This is a genomic window from Bifidobacterium mongoliense DSM 21395 (assembly GCF_000741285.1).
GTDB lineage: Bacteria > Actinomycetota > Actinomycetes > Actinomycetales > Bifidobacteriaceae > Bifidobacterium > Bifidobacterium mongoliense.
The window spans coordinates 47,007-69,148 of the sequence record NZ_JGZE01000002.1 but is presented as its reverse complement, the minus strand read 5'-3'; the positions used below and the strand labels follow the sequence as shown (position 1 = coordinate 69,148).

At 64.1% G+C, this 22,142-nt stretch carries 14 protein-coding genes; 12 read left to right on the top strand and 2 right to left on the bottom strand.

Translation table 11 applies throughout. The features are described 5' to 3' along the window. Positions 1-2: 2 nt before the first annotated feature. The 4 genes from BMON_RS01640 to dapB all read left to right on the top strand — a co-directional run bounded on the left by BMON_RS01640 (position 3) and on the right by dapB (position 7,454). Positions 3-4,238: an ATP-dependent DNA helicase gene (locus tag BMON_RS01640; RefSeq protein WP_051917751.1), complete on the top strand. Its 4,236-nt coding sequence runs from the start codon at positions 3-5 to the stop codon at positions 4,236-4,238. A gap of 137 nt (positions 4,239-4,375) precedes the next feature. Further along, the gene (locus tag BMON_RS01635; RefSeq protein ID WP_051917750.1) at positions 4,376-5,143 is read left to right on the top strand and encodes a GNAT family N-acetyltransferase; all 768 of its coding nucleotides are present in this window, start codon (positions 4,376-4,378) and stop codon (positions 5,141-5,143) included. After that, complete coding sequence (locus BMON_RS01630; protein ID WP_081882756.1) at positions 5,140-6,540, top strand: MFS transporter; 1,401 nt, start codon at positions 5,140-5,142, stop codon at positions 6,538-6,540. Before BMON_RS01635 ends, BMON_RS01630 begins: the two co-directional genes overlap by 4 nt. A 161-nt stretch (positions 6,541-6,701) precedes the next feature. Then, entirely contained in the window at positions 6,702-7,454 is a 753-nt protein-coding gene (gene dapB / locus BMON_RS01625; RefSeq protein WP_033512357.1) for a 4-hydroxy-tetrahydrodipicolinate reductase, read from the top strand. Between the two features lie 25 nt (positions 7,455-7,479). Here dapB and BMON_RS01620 read toward each other — a convergent pair whose 3' ends face one another. Next, positions 7,480-8,049: a FadR/GntR family transcriptional regulator gene (locus BMON_RS01620; RefSeq protein WP_202805431.1), complete on the bottom strand. Its 570-nt coding sequence runs from the start codon at positions 8,047-8,049 to the stop codon at positions 7,480-7,482. A 553-nt stretch (positions 8,050-8,602) separates the two neighbouring features. Between BMON_RS01620 and BMON_RS01615 the strand changes: the two genes are divergently transcribed. The 8 genes from BMON_RS01615 (at position 8,603) to BMON_RS01580 (ending at position 19,873) form a co-directional block, all read left to right on the top strand. Further along, on the top strand, positions 8,603-10,012 hold the full coding sequence (locus tag BMON_RS01615) for a GntP family permease (RefSeq protein WP_033512358.1): 1,410 nt from the start codon (positions 8,603-8,605) through the stop codon (positions 10,010-10,012). Positions 10,013-10,057: 45 nt separating this feature from the next. Continuing rightward, positions 10,058-10,714: a gluconokinase gene (locus tag BMON_RS01610; protein ID WP_237745282.1), complete on the top strand. Its 657-nt coding sequence runs from the start codon at positions 10,058-10,060 to the stop codon at positions 10,712-10,714. A 114-nt stretch (positions 10,715-10,828) separates the two neighbouring features. Further along, the gene (gnd, locus tag BMON_RS01605) at positions 10,829-11,713 is read left to right on the top strand and encodes a phosphogluconate dehydrogenase (NAD(+)-dependent, decarboxylating) (RefSeq protein ID WP_033512359.1); all 885 of its coding nucleotides are present in this window, start codon (positions 10,829-10,831) and stop codon (positions 11,711-11,713) included. 117 nt (positions 11,714-11,830) lie between these two features. After that, a complete protein-coding gene (gene dapA, locus BMON_RS01600; RefSeq protein WP_033512360.1) occupies positions 11,831-12,736 on the top strand; it encodes a 4-hydroxy-tetrahydrodipicolinate synthase in 906 nt (301 codons plus the stop codon). 156 nt (positions 12,737-12,892) lie between these two features. Further along, entirely contained in the window at positions 12,893-14,902 is a 2,010-nt protein-coding gene (locus BMON_RS01595; RefSeq protein ID WP_033512361.1) for a ribonuclease J, read from the top strand. A 165-nt stretch (positions 14,903-15,067) separates the two neighbouring features. Then, positions 15,068-17,674: an aminopeptidase N gene (gene pepN / locus BMON_RS01590; RefSeq protein ID WP_033512362.1), complete on the top strand. Its 2,607-nt coding sequence runs from the start codon at positions 15,068-15,070 to the stop codon at positions 17,672-17,674. A gap of 163 nt (positions 17,675-17,837) precedes the next feature. Further along, positions 17,838-19,220: a phosphoglucosamine mutase gene (gene glmM / locus BMON_RS01585; RefSeq protein WP_033512363.1), complete on the top strand. Its 1,383-nt coding sequence runs from the start codon at positions 17,838-17,840 to the stop codon at positions 19,218-19,220. Next, positions 19,220-19,873, top strand: a complete 654-nt coding sequence (locus BMON_RS01580) for a peptide deformylase (RefSeq protein ID WP_033512364.1) — start codon at positions 19,220-19,222, stop codon at positions 19,871-19,873. The genes glmM and BMON_RS01580 overlap by 1 nt, the downstream gene beginning before the upstream one ends. Positions 19,874-20,004: 131 nt before the next feature. Here BMON_RS01580 and BMON_RS01575 read toward each other — a convergent pair whose 3' ends face one another. Next, positions 20,005-21,711, bottom strand: coding sequence for a hypothetical protein (locus BMON_RS01575; RefSeq protein WP_051917748.1), 1,707 nt, complete (start codon positions 21,709-21,711; stop codon positions 20,005-20,007). Between the last annotated feature and the right edge of the window lie 431 nt (positions 21,712-22,142).

Here is a 22,142-nt window from a genome sequence, read left to right as displayed (position 1 = left end):
CCATGACCGACACCGACGAAACCAAGCCAGCAGGAGTCTTCACGGACAGTCCGGAGCAGGCCCGGGTCATCGAGGCCCCGGCCGACCGCGATGCCCTGGTCGTGGCGGGGGCGGGCAGTGGCAAGACCTACACCATGACCAGGCGGATCATCGCCCTCATCGAGCAAGGGGTGCCTCCCGAGCGCATCCTGGGTCTGACGTTCACGAAGAAGGCGGCTGCGGAGCTGCTTTCGCGCGTTTCGGCCGCGGTCATGGCCCATGATGCCCGGTCGAGCGCCGGTCGCGAGGCCGACGTGGCAACCGGAGCGTCGGTGAATCGAGCCTTCGTGAAACCAGAAGTCCTCACCTACGATGCGTTCTTCCAGTCGATCGTGCGGCAGTACGGGCTCCTGGTCGGGTTTGACCAGAACACCCAGCCGTTGAGTGAAGCGGGTGCGTGGCAGATCGCTTTGGATGTCGTCGAGCGGCATATGGACCTGCTGGTGGACCGTGATTTCGGCGGGTTCACGACGGTCGTCAAGGCTGTTATGGAACTGTCGAACGCCATCGACGGGTCGATGATCGGGCCAGGCTGCGACACCATCGGCGATGCCGTGGCCAGGGTGCGTGACTGGGACGCCGCTATGCTGCGTCGGATAGCCGCCGATGTCGGCGACGAGGAGATTCCCGACAAGCCGGTTACAGTGCCGAGCGGTCCGATCAAGCGGAACAAGCATGAACACGACGACGCGTTCGGCGCACGTGTTCAGGAGAAACGTCGCGAAAGCATGCGCCGATGGCATCTGAAGAGTCTGGTGGTCGCCGGCGATCTGCGATCGACCATCGAGCGGCGCGAGATCCTGCTGACGCTGGTCGAGGATTATGCGCGTAGCAAGCGGCGGATGGGCATGGCGGAATTCTCCGACTTCACGCTCGCCGCCTACCAGCTCGTCACGCGGTTCGCCTCAATCGGCGAGCATTGCCGACGCCGCTACAGTCACGTGCTCCTCGACGAATACCAGGACACCTCCACGACGCAGGCCGCGCTCATCGCCACCCTATTCCACCCGGGACTGGGGGCGAAGGGCAGTGCGGTTACGGCCGTGGGCGACCCGTTCCAGTCGATCTACGCGTGGCGTGGCGCGAGCCCCGGGGCCTTCCGCATCTTCCAGCAGGACTTCGGCATGGGTCCGGGGGAGCGGCCGTATTCGCTGAGCGTCACCAGGCGCAACTCGCGCATCATCCTCGATGCGGCGAACAATCTCACGGCACCGTTGCGCGGCGAACACCGCCCCCGCCGTCCCAGCAGTTCTCGTATGCATGAGGTGGATGTCGAAGCGCTCTCACCCATGGATACGGCGCCGTTGGGTACGCTCGGTGTGCTGGGGTATGCCACGCTCGGCCAGGAGATCGACGCCGTAGCTCGCTTCGTCCGCACCGTGATCGAACGGCATGGCGTCGTCGGGAGGACGGCGGGGTCGGAAGATTCCGCTAAACGCAGCCATGGCCCGCACGTCGCGGTGCTGTTCCGTGCCAAAACGGCGATGCCGCAGTTCGCCCAAGGGCTCGAACGTGCGGGGCTGACCACGCTGACGGTCGGATATTCGGCGTTGCTCGACCGGCCCGAGGTGCGTGATGTCCTCGCGTTGCTTCATGTGATCGTCGACTCCACCGACACCGCCGCGCTCATGCGCTTGCTGGCCACGCCGCGGTTCGGCATCAGCGCCGCGGGGCTGCGAGCGTTGGCGTCGATCGCCGACGATGAGAACACTGCCTATCAGTTCCGCTCGCTGGTGCAGGCCGGTCTGGTCTCCGCCGACACCCCCCGGTCCCAGCGCCGCACCGTGGTCCACGAACATCGCGATACGCTCGCGAACGGCGTGTTCCTGGCCGATGTACTGGCGCGACGGGATCTGGCGTCATTGCTTGCGGCCAAGCACACCATCGACGGCCACGATCGCGACGCGGTGATTCGCGTGGGAATCGCCCTTCGTCGGGTCCAGGCGGCGATGCACCATACGCTTGGCGACATCGTACGCACCGCGGTCGAGGCGCTGGACGTCGACATCGACATGGTCGTGGCGCAGGCGGTCGATCATCCCGAGGACACCGTGTCGCCGACGCTGGCGCATTCGTCCATGGATTCACTGCTTGCCCTCATCGACACCTATGCCCGTGAACTCGTCGAAGGTCGGCGCCCCGGGCTCAAAGGCTTCATGGCCTGGGTCGACGCGCTGGGGTCGGTCGAGGACGTGGCCCCCACCATGCCGGACGCCGATGTCGATGTGGTGCTCATGACGATCCACCAATCCAAAGGGCTCGAATGGGATGCGGTGGCGGTCGTGGGTATGCAGGATAAGACCTTCCCCAGTAATCAGGGGGACTCGCTCACCGTCGAACTCGACGGGGATCACGCGGGTGGCATGCGTCAGGGCCGTTGGCAGGTACCCGAATATCACGAGACGGCCAAGACATGGCTCGAGCATGCGCAAGCGGTGCCGGTGCCGGTGCGCGCCGATGCCGGTATATTGCCCCGATTCCCCCATGACGCTGCTGGTACTGGTGACAGTGCCGCTGGCGATACACATGACCCATACGGCTTGGATGCGCTGGACACCGTCGAACGCCTCAACGCGGAGATCAACGGCAACGACATCGCGGCGTTCGATGACGCCAACGGCATCGAACGAGATGAAGGGGAGGCCGACTTCCTGTCGCAGCACGAGGAATACGGTCGACGTCTGCATGCCGATGAGCGGCGGCTGGCGTATGTGGCGTTGACCCGTGCCCGGGAGGATGCCCTGCTCACCTACCATCAGAACAATGCGATCGCCCGTGACACGAGTAGTGCGGCGATGTCGAAGAGCGCAGCGAAGCCCTCGAATTTCTGGCAGGAAGTGCGCGACTGCCTCATGATGCGGCCCGATGTCGCCAAACCGTCCGCCGGAGACGAGCAGGTGCCGAAGGACAGCCTGACCGGACGGGGCGTGGCCATGCCCGAGGGATTCTTCGTCGGTGAGCGTGCCGGGGCCTATATGCAGTCGGTCGTCGACGGTGCCTGGAGTGAGCCGGTGGACGAATCGCAAACCGGCGAACCGTTGCCCTGGCCGATCGGCACCTCCCCGCGTATCACCGAGATGCTCTCGAAGAGTGCGGGCATCGTCCGTGCGGCGATTAACGACGCTACGGCCGTCGCGGCCGGCACCTCCGATGCGGCCGACATGACCGTCACGGACGCCACCTCCGGCGCGGACGGCGGGGCCGTCGCCACAGCCCAGGGGCCGTTGCTGCTGCGGGCGCGGATGTTGACCGAGGACCGGTATCTCATGCCGTGGAGCCTGAGCGATGGGTCCTCCGAGGGTGACTTCGGTGACCTCGGTGACCTCGACGCCGTCGTGCGTCGCCGCGGTGCTCGGATCCTGGCCCGGATGCGCCACAACGTCACCGCGTTGCAGGCGAGTGCGGGGCTGATGGACCAGCGTAAGGAACGGGCCTACCTGTTGGGTCTGGTGCGCCCGGTTCCCCAGATCGCTTCCCCCGCGGCTCAGGCCGGCACCCGATTCCATGCGTGGGCCGAACGGTTCGTCAACGCTTTCGGTGTGCAGAGCGGCCTGGACGACGTCGATCTGGCCGTCGACGGTGTCGGACAGGCCATTGCGCAGGCGGATACGGCGCAGACTCGCGAGGAGCTGCTCGAGGGATTGCGTGAGGCCGAGCGTACGGCGTCGAACACCGACCCCGATGAGCGACGTATCCTGCTGTGGGAGCGGCGTTTGGCGAGCTCGCGTTGGGCCCGGCGCCGGCCCATGGCGGCGGAACGACGGATCGTCGTCGCTTTGCCGCAGCTCGACGGTCAGATCGTCGTGGGCAAACTCGACGCCGTCTTCTACGGGGGGCTGGATGATGACGCGGATTATGCCACGGCGGACCGCGAGGCCGGGGCGGATCCTGGAATCCGAACGCGCCGCGGAGCCGATCAAGCGGGAACGCAGGCTCCCCGCACCACCATCATCGACTGGAAGACCGGAGCGAGGCCCCGAACCCCACAGGACGTCGAGGCCAAACTCCGTCAGCTCGACATGTACCGACTTCTGCTCTCGGCGATCGACGGGGTCCCGCTGGACAGTATCGACGCCACCCTTTATTATCTGAGTGAGTCCGAAGAGGACCGTCGCGAGCTGCATGCCCGCGGCAAGACCGAAGAGGAGATCGTGGCCGAGTTGAGCTCCGGCATCCCCATGACATCCGACGACGACTGAGGCGGCGATGGTGTGCCGCCGGACGGCTGGAACGCGCCGTCCGTCGTTCGCGGCCGGGGAACCGAGACCCTTGGTATCGCATGTATGGGCGGGCATACGTGTCGAGTACGACACGGAGACGTAAGGAGCGCGCGACCATGGCCGCACGGATGCCCGCACGACGCGGGGAAGTATGCTATCGCCCGATCAGATGGGACGATATCGAGGATATCGTCACGTCATTCGACCTGACCTGGGGAACGCCCGGGAAGGCCGCCGACACGGTGCTGTCGCGGCTGACCTCACGACGGTTCGTCCTGCATTATCTGGCGGCGAGCACCTGGGTCACGGTCGCGACCCTGCACGGACGGTTCATGGGTGTGGTCGTTGGCCGTGTGCCCGGGGATCCGCTGCTGTTCGAGGGTGCAGCCGGTGAACTCCGCGCCGTGGACGACCAGTTGCAGGCATCCGAGGCAGGGCGTGTGGCGCTTCGGGATATGCGGTACTGGATCGATGTCGAACATCGGCTCGAGGTTCAGGCCCATGTCGAAACCGGCCATGCCGAGGTCGAGCTGTTCATCGTGGACGCCGCCTCGCGTGGCCATGGCGTGGGGCGTGAGTTGTGGCGACGGGTGATGGCGCACTTCGCCGACCGTGAGCTCCTGGGATCCTTCCTGCATACCGACAGCTCGTGTGATGTCGGGTTCTACGATGCGCACGGACTCGTGCGCGCCGTCACCAGGAGGTCCGACGAGCACCCCGAGGACTTGGATCGCATCAGTGAGCCGCTCGAGGATCTGTTCATCTACGTCGCCTCACCGCGCGTCATGGCGCGGCAACTGTCCCCGGAGAGGCGTGGGGCCCTGGGTGCGTCGACCGATGCAGACGCTGCGGCATCCGGTGATGGTGACCGTGGTGCACGATGAGGCGCGGGTTCATCTGGACGCGTTCGGCCGCATCGTCCGGTCCGGCGTCGACCAGACCGACAGCGTCTGTGGAGCGGCCGACGACCACATCCGCACATGGGTCGCCCTACCGTGCGTTGTTCTCCATTCCCGGATCCAAAGCCTTCTGCCTCTCCGGCGCCGTCGCGCGTCTGCCGATCTCCATGATGGGATTGGGCATCGTACTGGCCCTCAACCACATCTACGACAACTGGACGATAGCGGGCGCCATGAGCGCCGCGTATATCCTCGCTGTCGCTTCCGTGACGCCGTTCTACGCGCGGCTCTTCGACCGGTTCGGCCAACGACGGGTCGGTGCCGTCGTGCTGACGATCCAGGTCATCGCGATGCTCGTCTTCGCGTTCGCCGCCCTGCTCCGTGTGCCGATCCCGCTGCTGTTCGTGCTGGCCGTCGCGATGGGGCTCACGCAGTTCTCCTTCGGTGCCCTGGTGCGCACACGCTGGTCCTATGCGCTGCGCGGCTCCGGCCATGAGCGTCAACTGAACACCGCCTATGCGCTTGAATCGGCCATCGACGAGATGGTGTTTATTCTGGGGCCCATCCTGGCGGCGTTCCTCGCGACATCGGTCCACCCGGTGTCGCAGCTGTTCGTTCCCACCCTGGCGTGCGCCATCGGCGGTGCGGTCTTCCTATCCCTCAAGGACACCCAGCCGCCCGTCATCGAGATGATCCAGGTCGCACCTGCCGACCGCAACGACGCCGATGTGCGTGAGGCGCTCGGCGACGGTGCGCCGGGTACGGGGCTCGGCGCAATTCGTCTCCGCGCGCTGCGCACTCGGGCCCCCAAGCCGAAGAACGTGCTGCTGTACCGTGGCGTGCTGCCCGTGCTGGTCATCTTCGCGGTGTTCAACATGAGTTTCAACGCCTTCGATCTGTCCATCACCGCGATGATGAAGTATATCGGCATGGAGCCGCTGCTCGGCGTGCAGCTGGCCATGTTCGCCGTCGGTTCGTGCATCGGTGGTCTCCTGTTCGGGCTCAAGCCGCTGCGCGGGTCGAACTGGCGCCATCTGGTGCTGTTCCTCGCGCTCCTGACGGTGGGCTATGTGCTCATCCGTCTGGTGATGGACCATCTCATGGCGCTGGGGGTGATGTCGCTGCTGTCGGGACTGTGCGTCTCGCCGATCTTCGCCACGGGCAACCTCATCGTCAAGGGCGAGGTGCCCGCACGGCAGCTCACCGAAGGCCTCTCATGGCTGACGACCGCCGGGCAGATCGGCGCGTCCCTGGGCTCGACCATCGCGGGGATGCTCCTGGACCGGTTCGATTTCCATGTCGGACTGCTCATGCCGTGCGTCACCACCCTGGCGGCGTTGGTGTTCGCGCTGGTCGCCTGGGCCGGTGCTCGTCGCGGGTGATCGAGTGTCGGTGAGTTCGGCGATGTCCTCTGGGTGCATATACGTTTAGTGACATATACATTGGATGACACATGCAGTGGGTGGCACACAGCGGCGTTATGGCACGTTGACGTCGACTGGATCGACCGTATGCGTGCCATCGTGAGAAAGGCGGGTTCGTGATGATCGCAGTGGCAGTGGTGGGGGCCAAGGGCCGGATGGGGTCGACCGTGGTCGACGCGGTGAACGACGCCGAGGATACGCGGCTGTCGCATACCATCGATCATGGGCAGGATATCGCGCAGATCACTCCGGGTAACACCGACGTGGCCGTGGAGTTCACGGTGCCGTCCGCGTCCCTCGACAACGTGCTCGCCCTCGTGGATCAGGGTGTGAACGTGGTCGTGGGCACGACGGGCTGGGACGAGGACCGGCTGGCGAAGGTCCGCGAGGTGCTGGAGCGGCCCGAGCACCGGAACCAGTGCGTGTTCGTGGCGCCGAACTTCGCGATTTCGGCCGTCCTTGCCGATCACTTCGCGGCCCAGGCGGCGCGCTACTTCGAATCGGCGGAGATCATCGAGATGCATCACCCGGACAAGATCGACGCCCCTTCCGGCACGGCGCTCAACACCGCCCATGCCATAGCCAAGGCCCGTCGCGACGCCGGTCTGGGGGCGATGCCCGACGGCACCCGTTCGGATGCCGGATCCCGCGGCCAGGTGGTCGAGGGCGTCCACGTCCACGCGGTGCGTCTGCGCGGCCTCAACGCCCATGAGGAGATCCTCTTCGGCAATCCCGGCGAGCAACTGGTCATCCGCTCCGACTGCTTCGACCGCGGCTCGTTCATGCAGGGCGTGCTTCTGGCCGTGCGCCAGGTCGCTTCAGGGCGCTATACCGGTCTGCACACTGGGCTGGAGACCTTCCTGCAGCTGTGAAGGCCCTGCCGCCTACCCCGCGGGGTCACTGGTCGCGTGGTGCCGGGTGTTGGGAGTCCGTGCCCGTCATCGCTTCGTCCGCCTCGTCGACGATTCGTTCCATCGCACGTCGGGCCGCCGCCCCGTCCCCTTTGCGGATGAACGCCGCTACGTCGACGTGGCAGCGCAGCGCTTCCGCATTGGCAGTGGTGGGCATGAGTTCATGTTCGGTCCGTCCCTGCAACGTGGCTGCGACAAGGTCATCGAGTGCGGAAAACATGGGATTGCCCGTTGCGGTGAGCAGCGCTCGGTGGAATCGGATATCGGCTTGCAGATAATCGGATTCGTCGGCGTGGTCCGAATGGGCGACCATATCGATGCTGGCCCGGGTGAGTTCCGCCCAATCCTGTGGTGTAGAGGCTCGCGCCGCAAGCCAAGCGGCCGTCGGCTCGATGGCGACGCGCAGCTGGGAGATCTGGTGGAGCGTGGCGATGCGGTCCGGCCCGTTGAGTTTCCATGTGATGATCTGCGGGTCGTAGGGATTCCATGCGGAAGACGGGGTGGTGATCGCACCGGTCTTACGCTTGACTTCGACGAGGCCTTTGGATTCAAGCACCCGCGTGGCCTCACGGGTTACCGTTCTCGATGGGTTTCCCAACGCGTGGCTTGGCTCGGGTAGCCGTTTCCCCGTTGCCACGACTCCCGATACGATCGCCGACCCCCATTCCTCAACCAGCCGGTCGTGCAGTGATTGTCCTGATTCGGTTCCGCGTGCGTGAGTGGAGGTGGCATCGGTGGCTGTCGACGAGGGTTGATGGCGTGTTGCGGTGTCCCTCGTGCGGCTGCTGGGGGTAAGTTGCGGGTGGTGCTGGAACATATATCCAGTATGGCACGGTCCGTGTGAACCAAGCGGGGTCCGGTGGGAAGGGTGGCCCGGCACCGGTTCGTCACTGCCATGTGGACATCCGCTCGTGTGGTACTTCATTGTCATGTGTGACACACCGATACATTGCTCTTGCATATGGCATACGAATGGATATAATTTCACAATAAGGCATACAAAACAGAGATGTTGTGTTGTCTTGTCATACAATTTAGTACGAATGCGGAACCGTTTGAGGGCTTGGGGCACCGCGTTCGGCATGAATCGCTCAAAGAAGAGGTGGATTATGGGTAGTGTCCTAGCGGTGGCCGCAACGGTGCCGCAACTTAACCCCACGCGGTTGGGTGTGAGCATCATCGCCAGCGTCGTGGTATTGGTGCTGTTGGTGACGGTGGCGAAGCTGCATCCGTTTGTATCGCTCATTCTTGCGGGGCTTGTGGTCGGTCTTGGTTCCGGATACGGCCCGGTGAACACCATTGCCAGCTTCTCGATGTCGTTCGGATCGACGATGACGAGCGTCGGCATCCTCATCGGTCTGGGTTCCATGCTCGGCCGATTGCTTATGGATACCGGTGCCGCCGACAGCATCGTCGATGCGCTGGTCGACCGTTCGAGCCGTGCCATGATCCCATGGACGATGGCGGTGATCGGAGCGCTTATCGGTTTGCCGATGTTCTTCGAGGTCGGATTGGTCATGCTGGTCCCGGTGGTGATCCTCGTCACCCGCAGAACCGGACTTCCCCTCATGAAGGTCGCGATTCCGACGCTGGCGGGATTGTCGGTGATGCATGCCGCCGTGCCGCCGCACCCCGGTCCGCTTGCCGCGCTGAGTTGCTTCAGAGACGCGAATGTGGGCATGACCATGATGGTGGGCATTCCCATTGCGATTCTCACCATCGCCATCGTAGGTCCCGCCTTCTCGTCGTTCGCATCCCGGTGGGTACCCGTCGGTGCGCCGGAGTCATTTGCGGTATCGGAGCAGGACCGCGACGGGAGCAAGCGGTTGCCTCCGTTCCCGCTCGCCGTCGCCTGCATTCTGCTGCCGGCCGTGCTGATGCTCATCGCCGCCATTTTCGAAATCGCCGACCCCACGGCTTATCATTCCGGAAGTGCCTGGTCGCAGGCCCTTATCTTCCTCGGCAAGCCGGAGATCGCACTCCTCGCCGCGTTGCTGCTGTCGATGGGCGTGCTCGGTGGCGTGGGGCATATCCCCTTCGCCACGATGAATCGGTCGTTGGGCGAGTCATTGCCATCGGTCGCCGGGATCATGCTCATCGTTGGCGGCGGCGGCGGATACAAGGGCGTGCTCGTCGACACCGGCATCGGTTCGATCATCGGATCCTTCGTTGAACAGTCGCACATCTCCATACTGCTGCTTGGCTGGCTCATCGCGATCTTCGTCCGTGTCGCAACGGGTTCGGCAACCGTTTCCATCATGACGACCGCGGGTATTCTCGGTCCCGTGATGGACGGCATGGGAGCTTCGCAGCCGGCCGTCGTGCTCCTCGTTCTGGCGATTGGCGCCGGTTCGATATTCCTCTCCCACGTCAACGACGCCGGATTCTGGCTGGTCAAAGAGTATTTTGGTCTCGATGTGGGCCAGACGTTCAAGACCTGGTCTGTGCTCGAGTGCCTGTTGTCCGTGGTCATTTTCCTGCTGGTGATGGCCGTGAGCCTCTTCGTGCCCATTGTCTGATCCTGTCGTGCTCATTGTATGTTGTTCCAGAAAAGGAGATTGCTTATGCGTAGCCAGTCCACCATCGATTCCCGGTCCTCCGCAGTACAACAGGGATCCGCATCCCGTGAAGATACGGATCTGGGGGCGTTGGGCAGGGATGACGTTATCGTCGCCAACACGATTCCAGCCGGATACTTTGATTCGGCCGAGCCCGTCCTTGTGGTGATGGGTCCCGCCGGTAGCGGCAAAACGGCCGTGGCCTCAATGATCGCCCGGGATCGGGGCTGGGACAGCGCGGAAGCCGATGATTTCCATCCACAGGCCAACATCGACAAGATGGCCGCCGGCATTCCCCTGAACGACGACGATCGTTGGGGGTGGTTGGATACCATTGCCACTTGGATTCGTCGGCATGTTGATGAGCGCCGGCCCGCCGTGGTCACCTGTTCGGCGCTCAAGCGCATCTATCGCGATAGGCTGCGTATGCCCGGTGTGGTGTTCGTGTATCTCGACGGTGATTACGACACGGTGATGGGGCTGCTCTCGCATCGGCAGGGGCATTTCATGAAACCCGAGATGCTCGCATCGCAGTTTGCGATTCTTGAACGTCCCGGGAATGACGAGGTTCATGTGTCTCTTGATCTGGGTCGGCATCCGACGGTGGAGGAGGAGTCTCGCGCCATCGTCGAGATCCTGCATCTCGCACCTCGAACGGCGTAGCCGTACCCGGAGGCGTGGAGTCCGGGAAACGCGTTCCCGGTCGGGACGGGTCGGCGCAGCAGGTCGGGTACTGCCGTCGTCGCAACAATGCACAACAAGAGGAAAGGAATCGATATGGACATCGGTATGATTGGGTTGGGCCGCATGGGCGGCAACATGGTGCAACGTTTACGTGAGGGAGGGCACCGGGTCGTCGGCTACGATATGGCCGCCGACTCGGGGCGCGACGTGGATTCACTGTCGGGTCTCGTCGAGGCGTTGCCAAGCCCGCGCACCTTGTGGGTCATGGTGCCGGCGGGCGCGGCGACGGACGGTACCATCGCTGAGTTGTCGGAGCTGCTTGATCCGGGGGATCTGGTGATTGACGGCGGCAATACGCGATATCGCGATGATCAGCGTCACGCTAAGGAACTGGGGCGTGATGGCATCCATTTCATGGACGTCGGCACTTCCGGAGGTGTATGGGGGCGTGAGTGCGGCTATGCGCTCATGGTAGGGGGCAATGACTCGGACTTCGAGCGCATCCTCCCGGTCTTCGAAACGCTCAAGCCGTCCGGTGACAGTGGGTTGGTGCATGCCGGTCCGGTCGGCGCGGGTCACTATGTGAAAATGATTCACAATGGCATCGAATACGGCATGATGCAGGCTCTGGGCGAAGGATACGCCATGATGGAGGCCAGCGATCTGGTCGAATGCCCCGACCGGGTCTGCGACTCGTGGCGTGAGGGCTCGGTAGTGCGGTCGTGGCTGCTCGACCTGCTGGTGCGAGCCCTCAAGGACGATCCTGATCTGGCACGGATCGCGGGCAGGGCGGAGGAGACGGGAGAGGCACGTTGGATGGTGCAGGATGGTCTGGATATGGGAGTGCCATTGCCAGTGACGGCGGCCTCGTTGTTCGCCCGACAGAACTCACAGCTCGACGACCCCATGACGATGAAGGTGGTCGCCGCACTGCGTAACCAGTTCGGCGGCCATGCCGTGCATAGCGAACGTGCATAGGGTATCGCGTGCGCATTGCGTCTGAACGCCCCATCTCCTGCGAAAGCGGTCATGACTCCGCCCGCGAACCCGGAGACGTAACCGTCAGCGTCCCGCCCGCGAAGTACCGTGGACCTTATGACTGACGGTTCCATGCATCTTCTTGACCCCGCACCGTTTGGGCGCGTACTTCCCGCCATGGTCACCCCCATGACCTCCGACGGATCCATTGATTTCGAGGCGGCGCAACGCCTCGCCAAGCGTCTGGTGGCGGATGGCGCCGATGGCCTTGTGGTCAACGGCACCACGGGCGAATCCCCCGTGACGCATATGGAGGAGAAAGTCGAGCTCGTCAAGGCCGTCAAAGAGGTCGTCGACGTGCCGATCATCTCGGGAGCCGGCTCGAACGACACCATCCATACGGTTCGCATGGTCGAGCAGACGCAGGAGGCCGGGGCTGACGCGGTGCTCGTCGTAGCACCGTATTACTCGCGTCCGTCGCAGAACGGCGTCTACCAGCATTATGCGGCAGTCGATGCCTCCGCGGACAAGCCCATCATCATCTACGACGTGCCCAGCCGAACTGGACTGCATCTGGAGCTGAGCACCTACCGGCGTCTGGCGAATCTCGACCATGTGGCCGCCGTCAAGGACGCGACCGGTGACGTCGCCGGAGCCATACGCAAGCGCATGGAGACGGGGCTGACCTGGTACTCCGGGGACGACGGGCTGTTCCTGCCGTACCTGTCCGTCGGTGCGGTCGGTGTGATCTCCGTGATTGCCCACGCCGCCGCCGGCCCGATGCATGAGCTGGCCGACGCCTTCGACCGTGGCGACATCCACATCGCCCAGCGGCTGGCTGTGCAACTCGCCCCGCTCGTGGAGGCCCTCAACGGCAACGGTTTCCAGGCCGTCATGGCCAAGGCCGCGCTCAAAGTCCGTGGGGTGCTTGACAACACCACCATGCGGCTGCCCAACGTCGGTCCGAGCCCGGAGGAGCTCTTCCGCGCCGAACAAGGCATGCGCGAAGCCAAGGTGCTCTGAGCGCCACCAGGCGTTGGGCACCGGTCGTACCGCGTGCCACCGAACGGCGATAAACCCGCCGGCTCAGCCCCCACCTGAAACCCACGCAACAACCATTCCTCGTCCGTGCATCAAGAGCCACGGACACCAACTACAAGATCCACTAGGAAAAGACATATGGAAGAACAGATAACAGTGACCACACACCGGCGCGGCAGCAAAGCTGCGGCCTCACGTGACGAGGCCGTCGAGTCCGCGCCCGAGCGCGCCCCTCGCACTCGCAGCGCCAAGTCCTCCGACGCCGAGAGCCCGACCAAGAGCGGTTCCAAGACCTCCGGCGGGCGCTCGCGTTCGGGTCGCTCCACCCGTTCCCGCTCCGACTCCTCCCGCGGTGGCTCGCGCCAGTCCGGTTCCTCGCGTCGCTCCGGCGGTCGCGGCGGTTCCGGTCGCGGTCGCGGCGATTCGATCGCCCCGCAGCAGGACGAGGTCCTCATCGCCCCGCCGAAGTACCACAAGGGTTCCATGCGCATCGTGCCGCTCGGCGGTCTGGGTGAGATCGGGCGCAACATGAACGTGATCGAGTACAACGGTCACCTCTTGCTCATCGATTGCGGCGTGCTCTTCCCCGAAGAGGAGCAGCCCGGCGTCGATCTGATCCTGCCCGACTTCAACTACATTAAGGATCGTCTCGGTGACATCGAGGCGCTCGTGCTCACCCACGGTCACGAGGACCATATCGGCGGCGTGCCCTTCCTGCTCAACCTGCGTCCCGACATCCCGCTGATCGGCTCCAAGCTGACCCTTGCCTTCGTCGACGCGAAGTGCAAGGAGCATCACCAGAACCCGACCATGGTCGAGGTCAACGGCCGTGACAAGCTCAAGGTCGGTCCCTTCAACCTTGAGTTCATCGCCGTCACCCATTCGATTCCCGACGCGCTCGCCGTATGCGTGCGCACCCCGGCCGGCAGCCTCATCGACACGGGCGACATCAAGCTCGACCAGCTGCCCCTCGACCACCGCATCACCGATCTCGTGGAGTTCGGCAAGCTCGGCGAGCAGGGCATCGACCTGCTCATGATGGATTCCACCAACGCCGAGGTGCCCGGCTTCGTCAAGCCTGAGACCTCCATCGGCCCGGCTTTGGAGCGCGCGTTCGCCGAGGCGACCCGCAAGATCATCGTGGCCAGCTTCTCCAGCCACGTCCACCGTGTCCAGCAGGTCATCGACGCCGCACAGAAGGTCGGCCGCAAGGTCGTCTTCGTCGGGCGTTCGATGGTACGCAACATGTCCATCGCCGCCGATTTGGGCTATCTGAGGATTCCCGAGGGCGCCGTCGTCGATCTGCGCAAGGCCCACGACATCCAGGACAACAAGATCGTCTACATGTGCACCGGTTCGCAGGGCGAGCCGATGGCAGCTCTGGGCCGCATCGCGGATGGCAACCACCGCGACATCACCATCAACGAGTTCGATACCGTCGTGATGGCCAGCTCCCTCATCCCGGGTAACGAGCACGGGGTGTACAAGGTCATCAACAAGCTCATCCAGAAGGGCGCGCGGGTCATCAACAAGGACAACGCGGCCATCCACGTCTCCGGCCATGCCGACGAGGGCGAGCTGCTGTACCTGTACAACATCATCAAGCCCAAGTGCGCGATGCCGATCCACGGCGAGAACCGCCACCTGGTCGCCAACGGCCTTATCGCCGTGAAGACCGGCGTGGATCCGAACAACGTCGTGCTCGCTGAGGACGGCGACGTCGTCGATCTGTACCACGGCCAGGCTGCCGTCGTCGGTTCGGTGCCGTGCGGCTACGTCTACGTCGATGGCGATTCCGTCGGCGAGATCACGGATGACGAGCTCGAAAAGCGCTTGATTCTTGGCACCGAAGGCTTTGTCTCCTGCTTCGTCGTGGTCGACACTGAGTCCTCCGACGTCATCACCACGCCGAAGATCTACCTGAACGCCATGGCCGAGGACGAGAGCGACTTCGAGCGCGTGCGCGGTCAGATCGTCGAGCAGCTGCAGGACGCGATGATGCAGGGCACGAAGGACACCTACAAGCTCCAGCAGATCATGCGTCGCACGATCGGCAATTGGGTGTCGCGCCAGCTGCATCGCAAGCCGATGGTCGTGCCGGTCGTGGCCGACATCGCGCAGAACGACGATCCCCAGGATCGCCGCTAGTTCATTCGGTCGCTTCCTTGCGCCGACGCCGTGGTTGCACTACGGCGTCGGCGCAGTCATCGGTCCGTCAGTTCATTGATGTATGTGATTCATCCGTTTATCCACCAGCAGACAACCATCGCGGCATAGGATCCCTCCACGCCGCATCGCATGAAAGGGGGCACCATGCCAGGTGCCAATCTCACCCGAACCGAAGCCGAGGAGCGCGCGACCGTCATCTCGGCCCCGATTCACTACACCGTCGGACTTGATCTGACGCGGGGACCGAAGCAGTTCGTCTCGGAGACGACCATCACCTTCGGGGCGCAGACCGGCAGCAACACCTTCCTCGACCTGATCGCCGACGAAGTCAGCGCGGTGCTCGTGAACGGCGAATCGGTCAACCCGGAGTACTGCGTGGCGGATCACCGCATCGCCCTGCATGATCTGCAGGAGCGCAACACCGTGACCGTCAAGGCCCTGTGCCGCTACTCCAACACGGGGGAGGGCCTGCACCGCAGCGTCGATCCCTCGGACGGCAACGTCTACCTTTACACCCAGTTCGAGGTGCCCGATGCCCGCCGCGTCTACGCCGTGTTCGACCAGCCCGATCTCAAGGCCATCTTCGACTTCTCGGTACAAGCCCCCGAAAGCTGGATCGTCACCTCCAACATGCCCGTCGCACACCGTGAGCTGCTCGACGGCATCATGACCGCCGACGGCACGCTGGGCGGCCGGCCGGCCGAGACGGCGCGGCGCTGGGTCTTCGAGACCACCCCGAAGATGAGCTCCTACCTCACTGCGATCTGCGCCGGCCCGTACGCCGAGTGGCACACCGAATACGCCAACGAGGACGGCCGCACCGTGCCCATGGCCATGTACTGCCGCCAGGCGTTGCGCGACGCCTTCGCCAAGGATGTGGACTACCTCTTCGACATCACCAAGAAGGGCTTCGCCTTCTACGCCAAGACGTGGGGCGTGCCCTACCCGTACGCCAAGTACGACCAGATCTACGTGCCGGAATACAACGCGGGCGCCATGGAGAACATCGGCATGGTCACCATCCGCGACTCCTACGTCTTCGAATCCAAGGTGACCGACGCCCTGGCCGAACGCCGCGTCGTCACGGTCCTGCACGAGCTCGCCCACATGTGGTTCGGCGACTACGTCACCATGAAGTGGTGGAATGATTTGTGGCTCAACGAATCCTTCGCCGAGTTCATGTCGACCCTGTGCACGGCCGAAGCCACCGAATGGACCGATTCCTGGGCCACGTTCACTTCGGGCGAGAAGAGCTGGGCCCTCAACCAGGACCAGCTGTCCACCACCCACCCCATCGTCGCGCCGATCAACGACCTGCACGACACCGAGGTCAACTTCGACGGCATCACCTATGCCAAGGGTGCCTCCGTACTCAAGCAGCTGGTCGCCTATGTCGGGCGTCAGCAGTTCTTCACTGGCATCAACCATTACCTCGACGCCCACGCCTACGGCAACGCCACGCTGGCCGACCTGCTCGGCGAGCTGGAATCCGCCTCCGGTCGGGACCTCAAGGCCTGGTCGAAGCAGTGGCTGGAGCAGGCGGGTATCAACACGATCCGCACCGAGGTCGAGGAGAACCCCGACGGCATCATCGCCTCCCTGACCTTGAAGCAGAGCGCGCCCGCCGAGCACCCGATTCTACGCGCGCACAGTTTGGCCATCGGCTGCTACGACGTTGACGAGACCGGCGCCGTGGTCCGCACCGATCGCGTCGAACTCGACGTCGACGGCGAGTCCACCTCCGTGGATGCCCTCGTGGGCAAGCGCCGCCCGGCGTTCATCCTCGTGAACGACGACGATCTGACCTACACCAAGCTGCGGTTTGACGATCGTTCGTTGGCCTTCGCCGCCGAGAACCTGTACCGGTTCTCCGACGCCCTGGCCCGCGCCGTGATCTGGCTGTCCTTCTGGGACATGACCCGCGACGGCGGATACCCGGCACGGGACTTCGTCGACCTGAGCCTCGCCATGCTGTCGACCGAGCACGAGTCCACGACCTTCCGCTATGCCCTCGGCACGCTGAACACCACGGTCATGCACTACGTGGCGTCCGCCGATCGTGAGCGCACCATGCAGCACACCGCGCAGGAGCTGTGGAAGCTGGCCAACGCTGCCGAATCCGGCTCCGACGAACAACTGCAGCTGGTCATGGCCTATCTGTCCTATGGGCAGGAGGGCGACGAGGAGTTCGCCCGTGACGCCCAGGGGCTGCTCGACGGTTCGGTGACCCTGGAAGGTCTCGAGATCGACAACAACCTGCGCTGGGTCATCATCCGGGCGCTGGCCAGGACGAATCTCATTGACGATGCCGGCATCGACCGCGAGCTCGCCAAGCGCGACACCACGGAGAACCGCGAGTTCGCCTATGCCGCCAAGGCTTCGCGTGCGACCGGTGAGGCAAAGTCGTGGGCCTGGGATCAGGCGTTGCATCACGAGGAGCTGACCAACAGCCAGCTCGAGGCCGTGATCGCCGGATTCGCCTCCGCCCGGGAGTCGCTCGCCCAGCCTTATGTCGCACGGTATTACGAGGCCGTCGACTGGATCTGGGAACACCGTTCCTTCCATATGGCCGAAAGCCTGATCGGAGGGCTGTACCCGATCCACGCCGATCCGAAGGCGCTCGTCGAGGCCGGGCAACGGTGGATCGCCGCCCATACGGAGGCCGACCGCGCCCTGCGCCATCTCATCAGCGCGAACCTCGAGACCTCGCAGCGCACGCTCATGGTGCGCGCCTACAACGAGGCGCTGTAACCCGGCGATGCTCGCTTGGTATGGGGACGCCCTCGGAGTAGATTCCTTGAGGCGCCGCCAAATGCGGGGGAACCGGGCAGTTTCGTCGGGTTCCCCCGCGCGATACCGTTGCATACGTAATATGGATGGTGGCAAGTTGTTCGTAAGCGAAGGATAGAAGCATATGCCTAGGATGTTTGGGACCGATGGTGTTCGCGGATTGGCGAATAAGAAGCTGACCGCACAGTTGGCGTTGGACCTCGGCGACGCCGCGGTTCGGGTGTTGGGCGATTCGCACGGTGGCGCACCCCACGAGGGGCGTCGTCGTGCCTTGATCGGCCGCGACACCCGCGTCTCGGGTGATTTCCTCGCCGCCGCGTTGTCGGCGGGCATGAGCGCGGGCGGATTCGACGTCATCGACGCCGGCATCATCCCCACGCCCGGCGTGGCTTACCTCACCTCGGTGCTCAACGTCGAGATGGGTGCGGTGATTTCGGCATCGCACAACCCCATGCCCGACAACGGCATCAAGTTCTTCGCACGCGGCGGCTTCAAGCTGCCGGACACCAAGGAGGACGAGATCGAGGCGGTCCTCGGACAGGATTGGGAACGTCCCACCGGCGCCGGCGTGGGCCGCATCAGCAGTGACATGACCACCGCGACGAACCGGTACATCGACCATCTCGTCTCCGCCATCGCGCCGATCGAGCCGGGCAAGGCCCAGCCGAAGCCGCTGCAGGGACTCAAGATCGTCGCCGACTGTGCCAACGGGGCGACCTCCGTCGTCGCGCCGGCGGCATTGCGCCGTGCCGGTGCCGAGGTCGTCGTCATCAACGCCTCGCCTGACGGCTATAACATCAACCGCAACGCCGGTTCCACCCATCCCGAGCAGCTCCAGGCCATGGTCAAGGCTTCGGACGCTGTGCTGGGCGTCGCCTTCGACGGCGACGCGGACCGCTGCCTCGCCGTCGACGAGGACGGGACCATGGTGAACGGCGATCAGATCATGGGCATCCTGGCCCGGGCCAAGCACCGCGCCGGCAAGCTCAACCATGACACGCTCGTCGTCACCGTCATGAGCAACCTTGGACTCAAGCTTGCGCTCAAGGACATGGGCATCGACACGGTGCAGACCAACGTCGGCGACCGCTACGTACTCGAGGAGATGCTGCGCGGTGATTACTCGATCGGCGGCGAACAGTCCGGCCATGTGATCAACCGCGAATTCGCCACCACCGGCGACGGCACCCTGACCGCGCTGACCCTGTGCAACGAGGTCGTGTCCTCCGGCAAGAGCCTCAAGTCCCTCGCGGCCGATTTTCCGCAGCTGCCGCAGCAGCTGGTCAACGTGCCTCACGTCGACAAGCAGGCCGTGTCCACGAATGCCATCGTCCAGGCGGCGGTGGCCCGCGAATCCAAGCTGCTCGGCGACTCGGGCAGGGTCCTGCTGCGCGCCAGCGGCACCGAACCGCTCGTCAGGGTCATGGCCGAGGCCGAGACCCAGCGTCAGGCCAACGAGGTCTGCGCCCGTCTCGCCGCAGTGGTGGCGGAGGAGCTCGCTCTCTGATGTTCGGCCACAACGCGAAGATCGACATCGGCCTCAATCGCGCCGTCGAACAACTCATGAAGACCGCGGGCGAGGATCACATCCTCCCCATCGTTCACGCCGGCGTGCCGATCCTGCGTCGTCGGGCCGTGCGCTATCATGGCCAGCTCAGCGCGAACACGCTGTCCAAACTCATCGACATGATGCACACGACCATGGTCGAAGCCCCCGGCGTGGGGCTTGCCGCCCCGCAGATCGGGCTGGGGTTCGCCTTCGCGGTCGTGGAGGACCATCTGCGTGATGATGACGAGGATCCGCGCGAAATCGCCGAATTCCCGTTCCACGCGATCATCAACCCCGTCTATGAGCCGGTCGGTGTCGAAACCCGCAGCTTCTATGAAGGGTGCCTGAGTGTCCCCGGATTCCAAGCGGTGCGGCAGCGTTGGCTTGACATCACCGCACGCTGGCAGGACGAGAAAGGGCACCAGCACGAGGAACGGCTCCACGGCTGGCCCGCGCGCATCTTCCAGCACGAGACCGATCATCTCAGCGGCGAGCTGTACATCGACCGGGCGGAGATTCGTTCGCTCAGCACCGACGAGAACCTCGAGGACTATTGGGCCGAGGATCCGGTCCCGACAGCCGCGGCCGAAGAGCTGGGCTTCGCCATCTAGTTCGAGATCATCGCTGTGGTGTGATCCCATACGAAGGCATCGGTTGCGTTGCCAACCATGGGGTTGTCATCTGTGGCAATGCCATTAGGCGTGTACCCCGTGCAGGGGTACGGCGCACACACCGAACACCTTCACTCCAGGAAGGCGTGCAGCGCTTCGGCGAGCAGCCGACGTGACGGATAGCGTTCCACCAGACGCGAAGCGACCTGCTGGGCCTCGGCCACGGTGAAAACCGACGCGTATTTCGTCAGGGCACGGACGATGCGTCGGTAGGCCTCACGTCGATTCGGCAGATTGCCGTGATACGAACCATCCAGGCCCAACGGCCCCAGGATGATCCTACGGGCCGTGTCGGGCTGGTAAGCGGCGATCGTCTTCGCCAGTTTGGCCCGGGCCTTGGGGAAATTCTCCGCGTACCGACATGCCTCCTCACCCAGATGCTCGCTGATGAGCAGGTGCTCGTAGGCCATGTTCCGGGTGAAGCGATCCAATCCGTCGTCGTATTCGTCGACGATGCGGCGCACCTGATCGGGCCAGTCGTCGGCGCTCAGGGCTTTGAGGCAATGCACGTTGAAGATCTCGTCGGCGTCGTACGCTTCCACGATCCGCTGGCGATACAGGATGCGCAGATCCTCGCGGCGCCCCAGCGATTCCAAGGCCCCTTCGCGCAATGAATCCCAACCGTAGGGCGCTATGTCCATGGGGAAGAGCAGCAGCTGCTGATTGGGGGAGTGGGCGAGCAGGGTATCACAGAACCCGAGCAGATCCTCCCATCGTTCCTCGTGGATGAGTCGGGCCGCGAGCACGTCGGCGAACGGCGGGGTGCCCACGTGGTCGGACAGCACCCGGTTCGCCGCCTCGTGATCACCGCTCAATCGCAGCAGATCGTGGCGCAGGAACAGCATGAGATGGTCGTAGTGCGTGTGCAGATCCTCGGTCTGATCGTGGTCGATGAGACCGGACAGCACCGACGCCTCGGTCATGTCCACCTCGTTGGTGTCCGCCTGGTCGCCATGCTCGCGCAACGTGCTAAGGAACGTCGTCACGGCGGCATCGGCCTTGGCGATCGCGTCGAAGGCGAGGATGCGGGTGTCGTCCCAGCGGGCGTAGGACAACGTGCAGGAGAGGATTTCGACCATCTGCACGGGGTTGAGCATGAAATTCTCGTTGCACACCGACGACACCAGGGTGTTCAGCGCCTGGCCGGCAACCGACGGCGTGGCGTTGCGCGCCAGTGAATCGAAATAGATGCGCACGGTACGCGTCAGATCGTTGATGAAGTCGAATCCCTCATTGTTGCGGTCGGCCACGTTGCTCAGGAACACCGCGGTGAGCCCCAACGCGGAGGCGAGGTTCGTGGCGGCGTCGAGCCAATGCGTGCTTGCCGTGGCATTGGCCACCACGCTGCGCACGCCGGCCAGGGCCTCGGAGTCGGCGTGGTAGGTCGGCATGTCTTCGTTGGGGATCTCAATGCCGATATCATGGCGTTGCGCGGTCGGAATAACCGAGGCCAAACCGTTGAAATACCATTCGATGGGCCGGGCCATGACCTCGTGCGCCTGGTCCTTCGGCGCCACGGGGGAGTTCTCGATGGCCACAAGGTCATTGCGGCTCGAGATGTCCTCGATCTGCGCGTCCCACAGGAACGTGGGGCCATCCTCGGAAGCGAAGGAATCGGATTCCCCGTCGACGAAGTCGCGCAGCAGGTTGAGCTGGCGGCATGGCAGCGACGAACGGTGCATCGCATCGCGGTCGTCCGCCTCGGTCCGCGGATGCGCGTGCTTGCCCGTACCCGTGATCTTGAAGTCGTCGAAGAAGGTCAGGAAGTCCATGCTCATGGGTGATGCTCCTTCGTTGCGTTGGTGGGAGATGGTTGTGGGATTGATGCCATCACGCTCGGGCTGTGGGCCGGATTGCCGACGAAGCGTCCCTACGTGTGTCCACCAGCATACCCACCGTGGTTCATCACGGTGGATTCTTGATCGCAGCGCGTATCGCCGGGGTGACGACGGAACGCGTCGTGCGAACCGGTGGGAGTCGAGGCGGAGGGCACGGTCCGTGTTCTATGATGAAACAGGCAGACGATGATGATGCAGACGATGGTGGCGGGGGAACAATGACCGACAACGAACGCAACGCGCATACCGGTCCTCGTCATCGATCCGTGGACTCGAAATCACCGCGTGCCCGGTAGATTCGCGCTACCGGGGAGTCGGAGCGGGAGGTGACGACACGGACCGCGACGACGATGGGGCGAACGACGCACGGC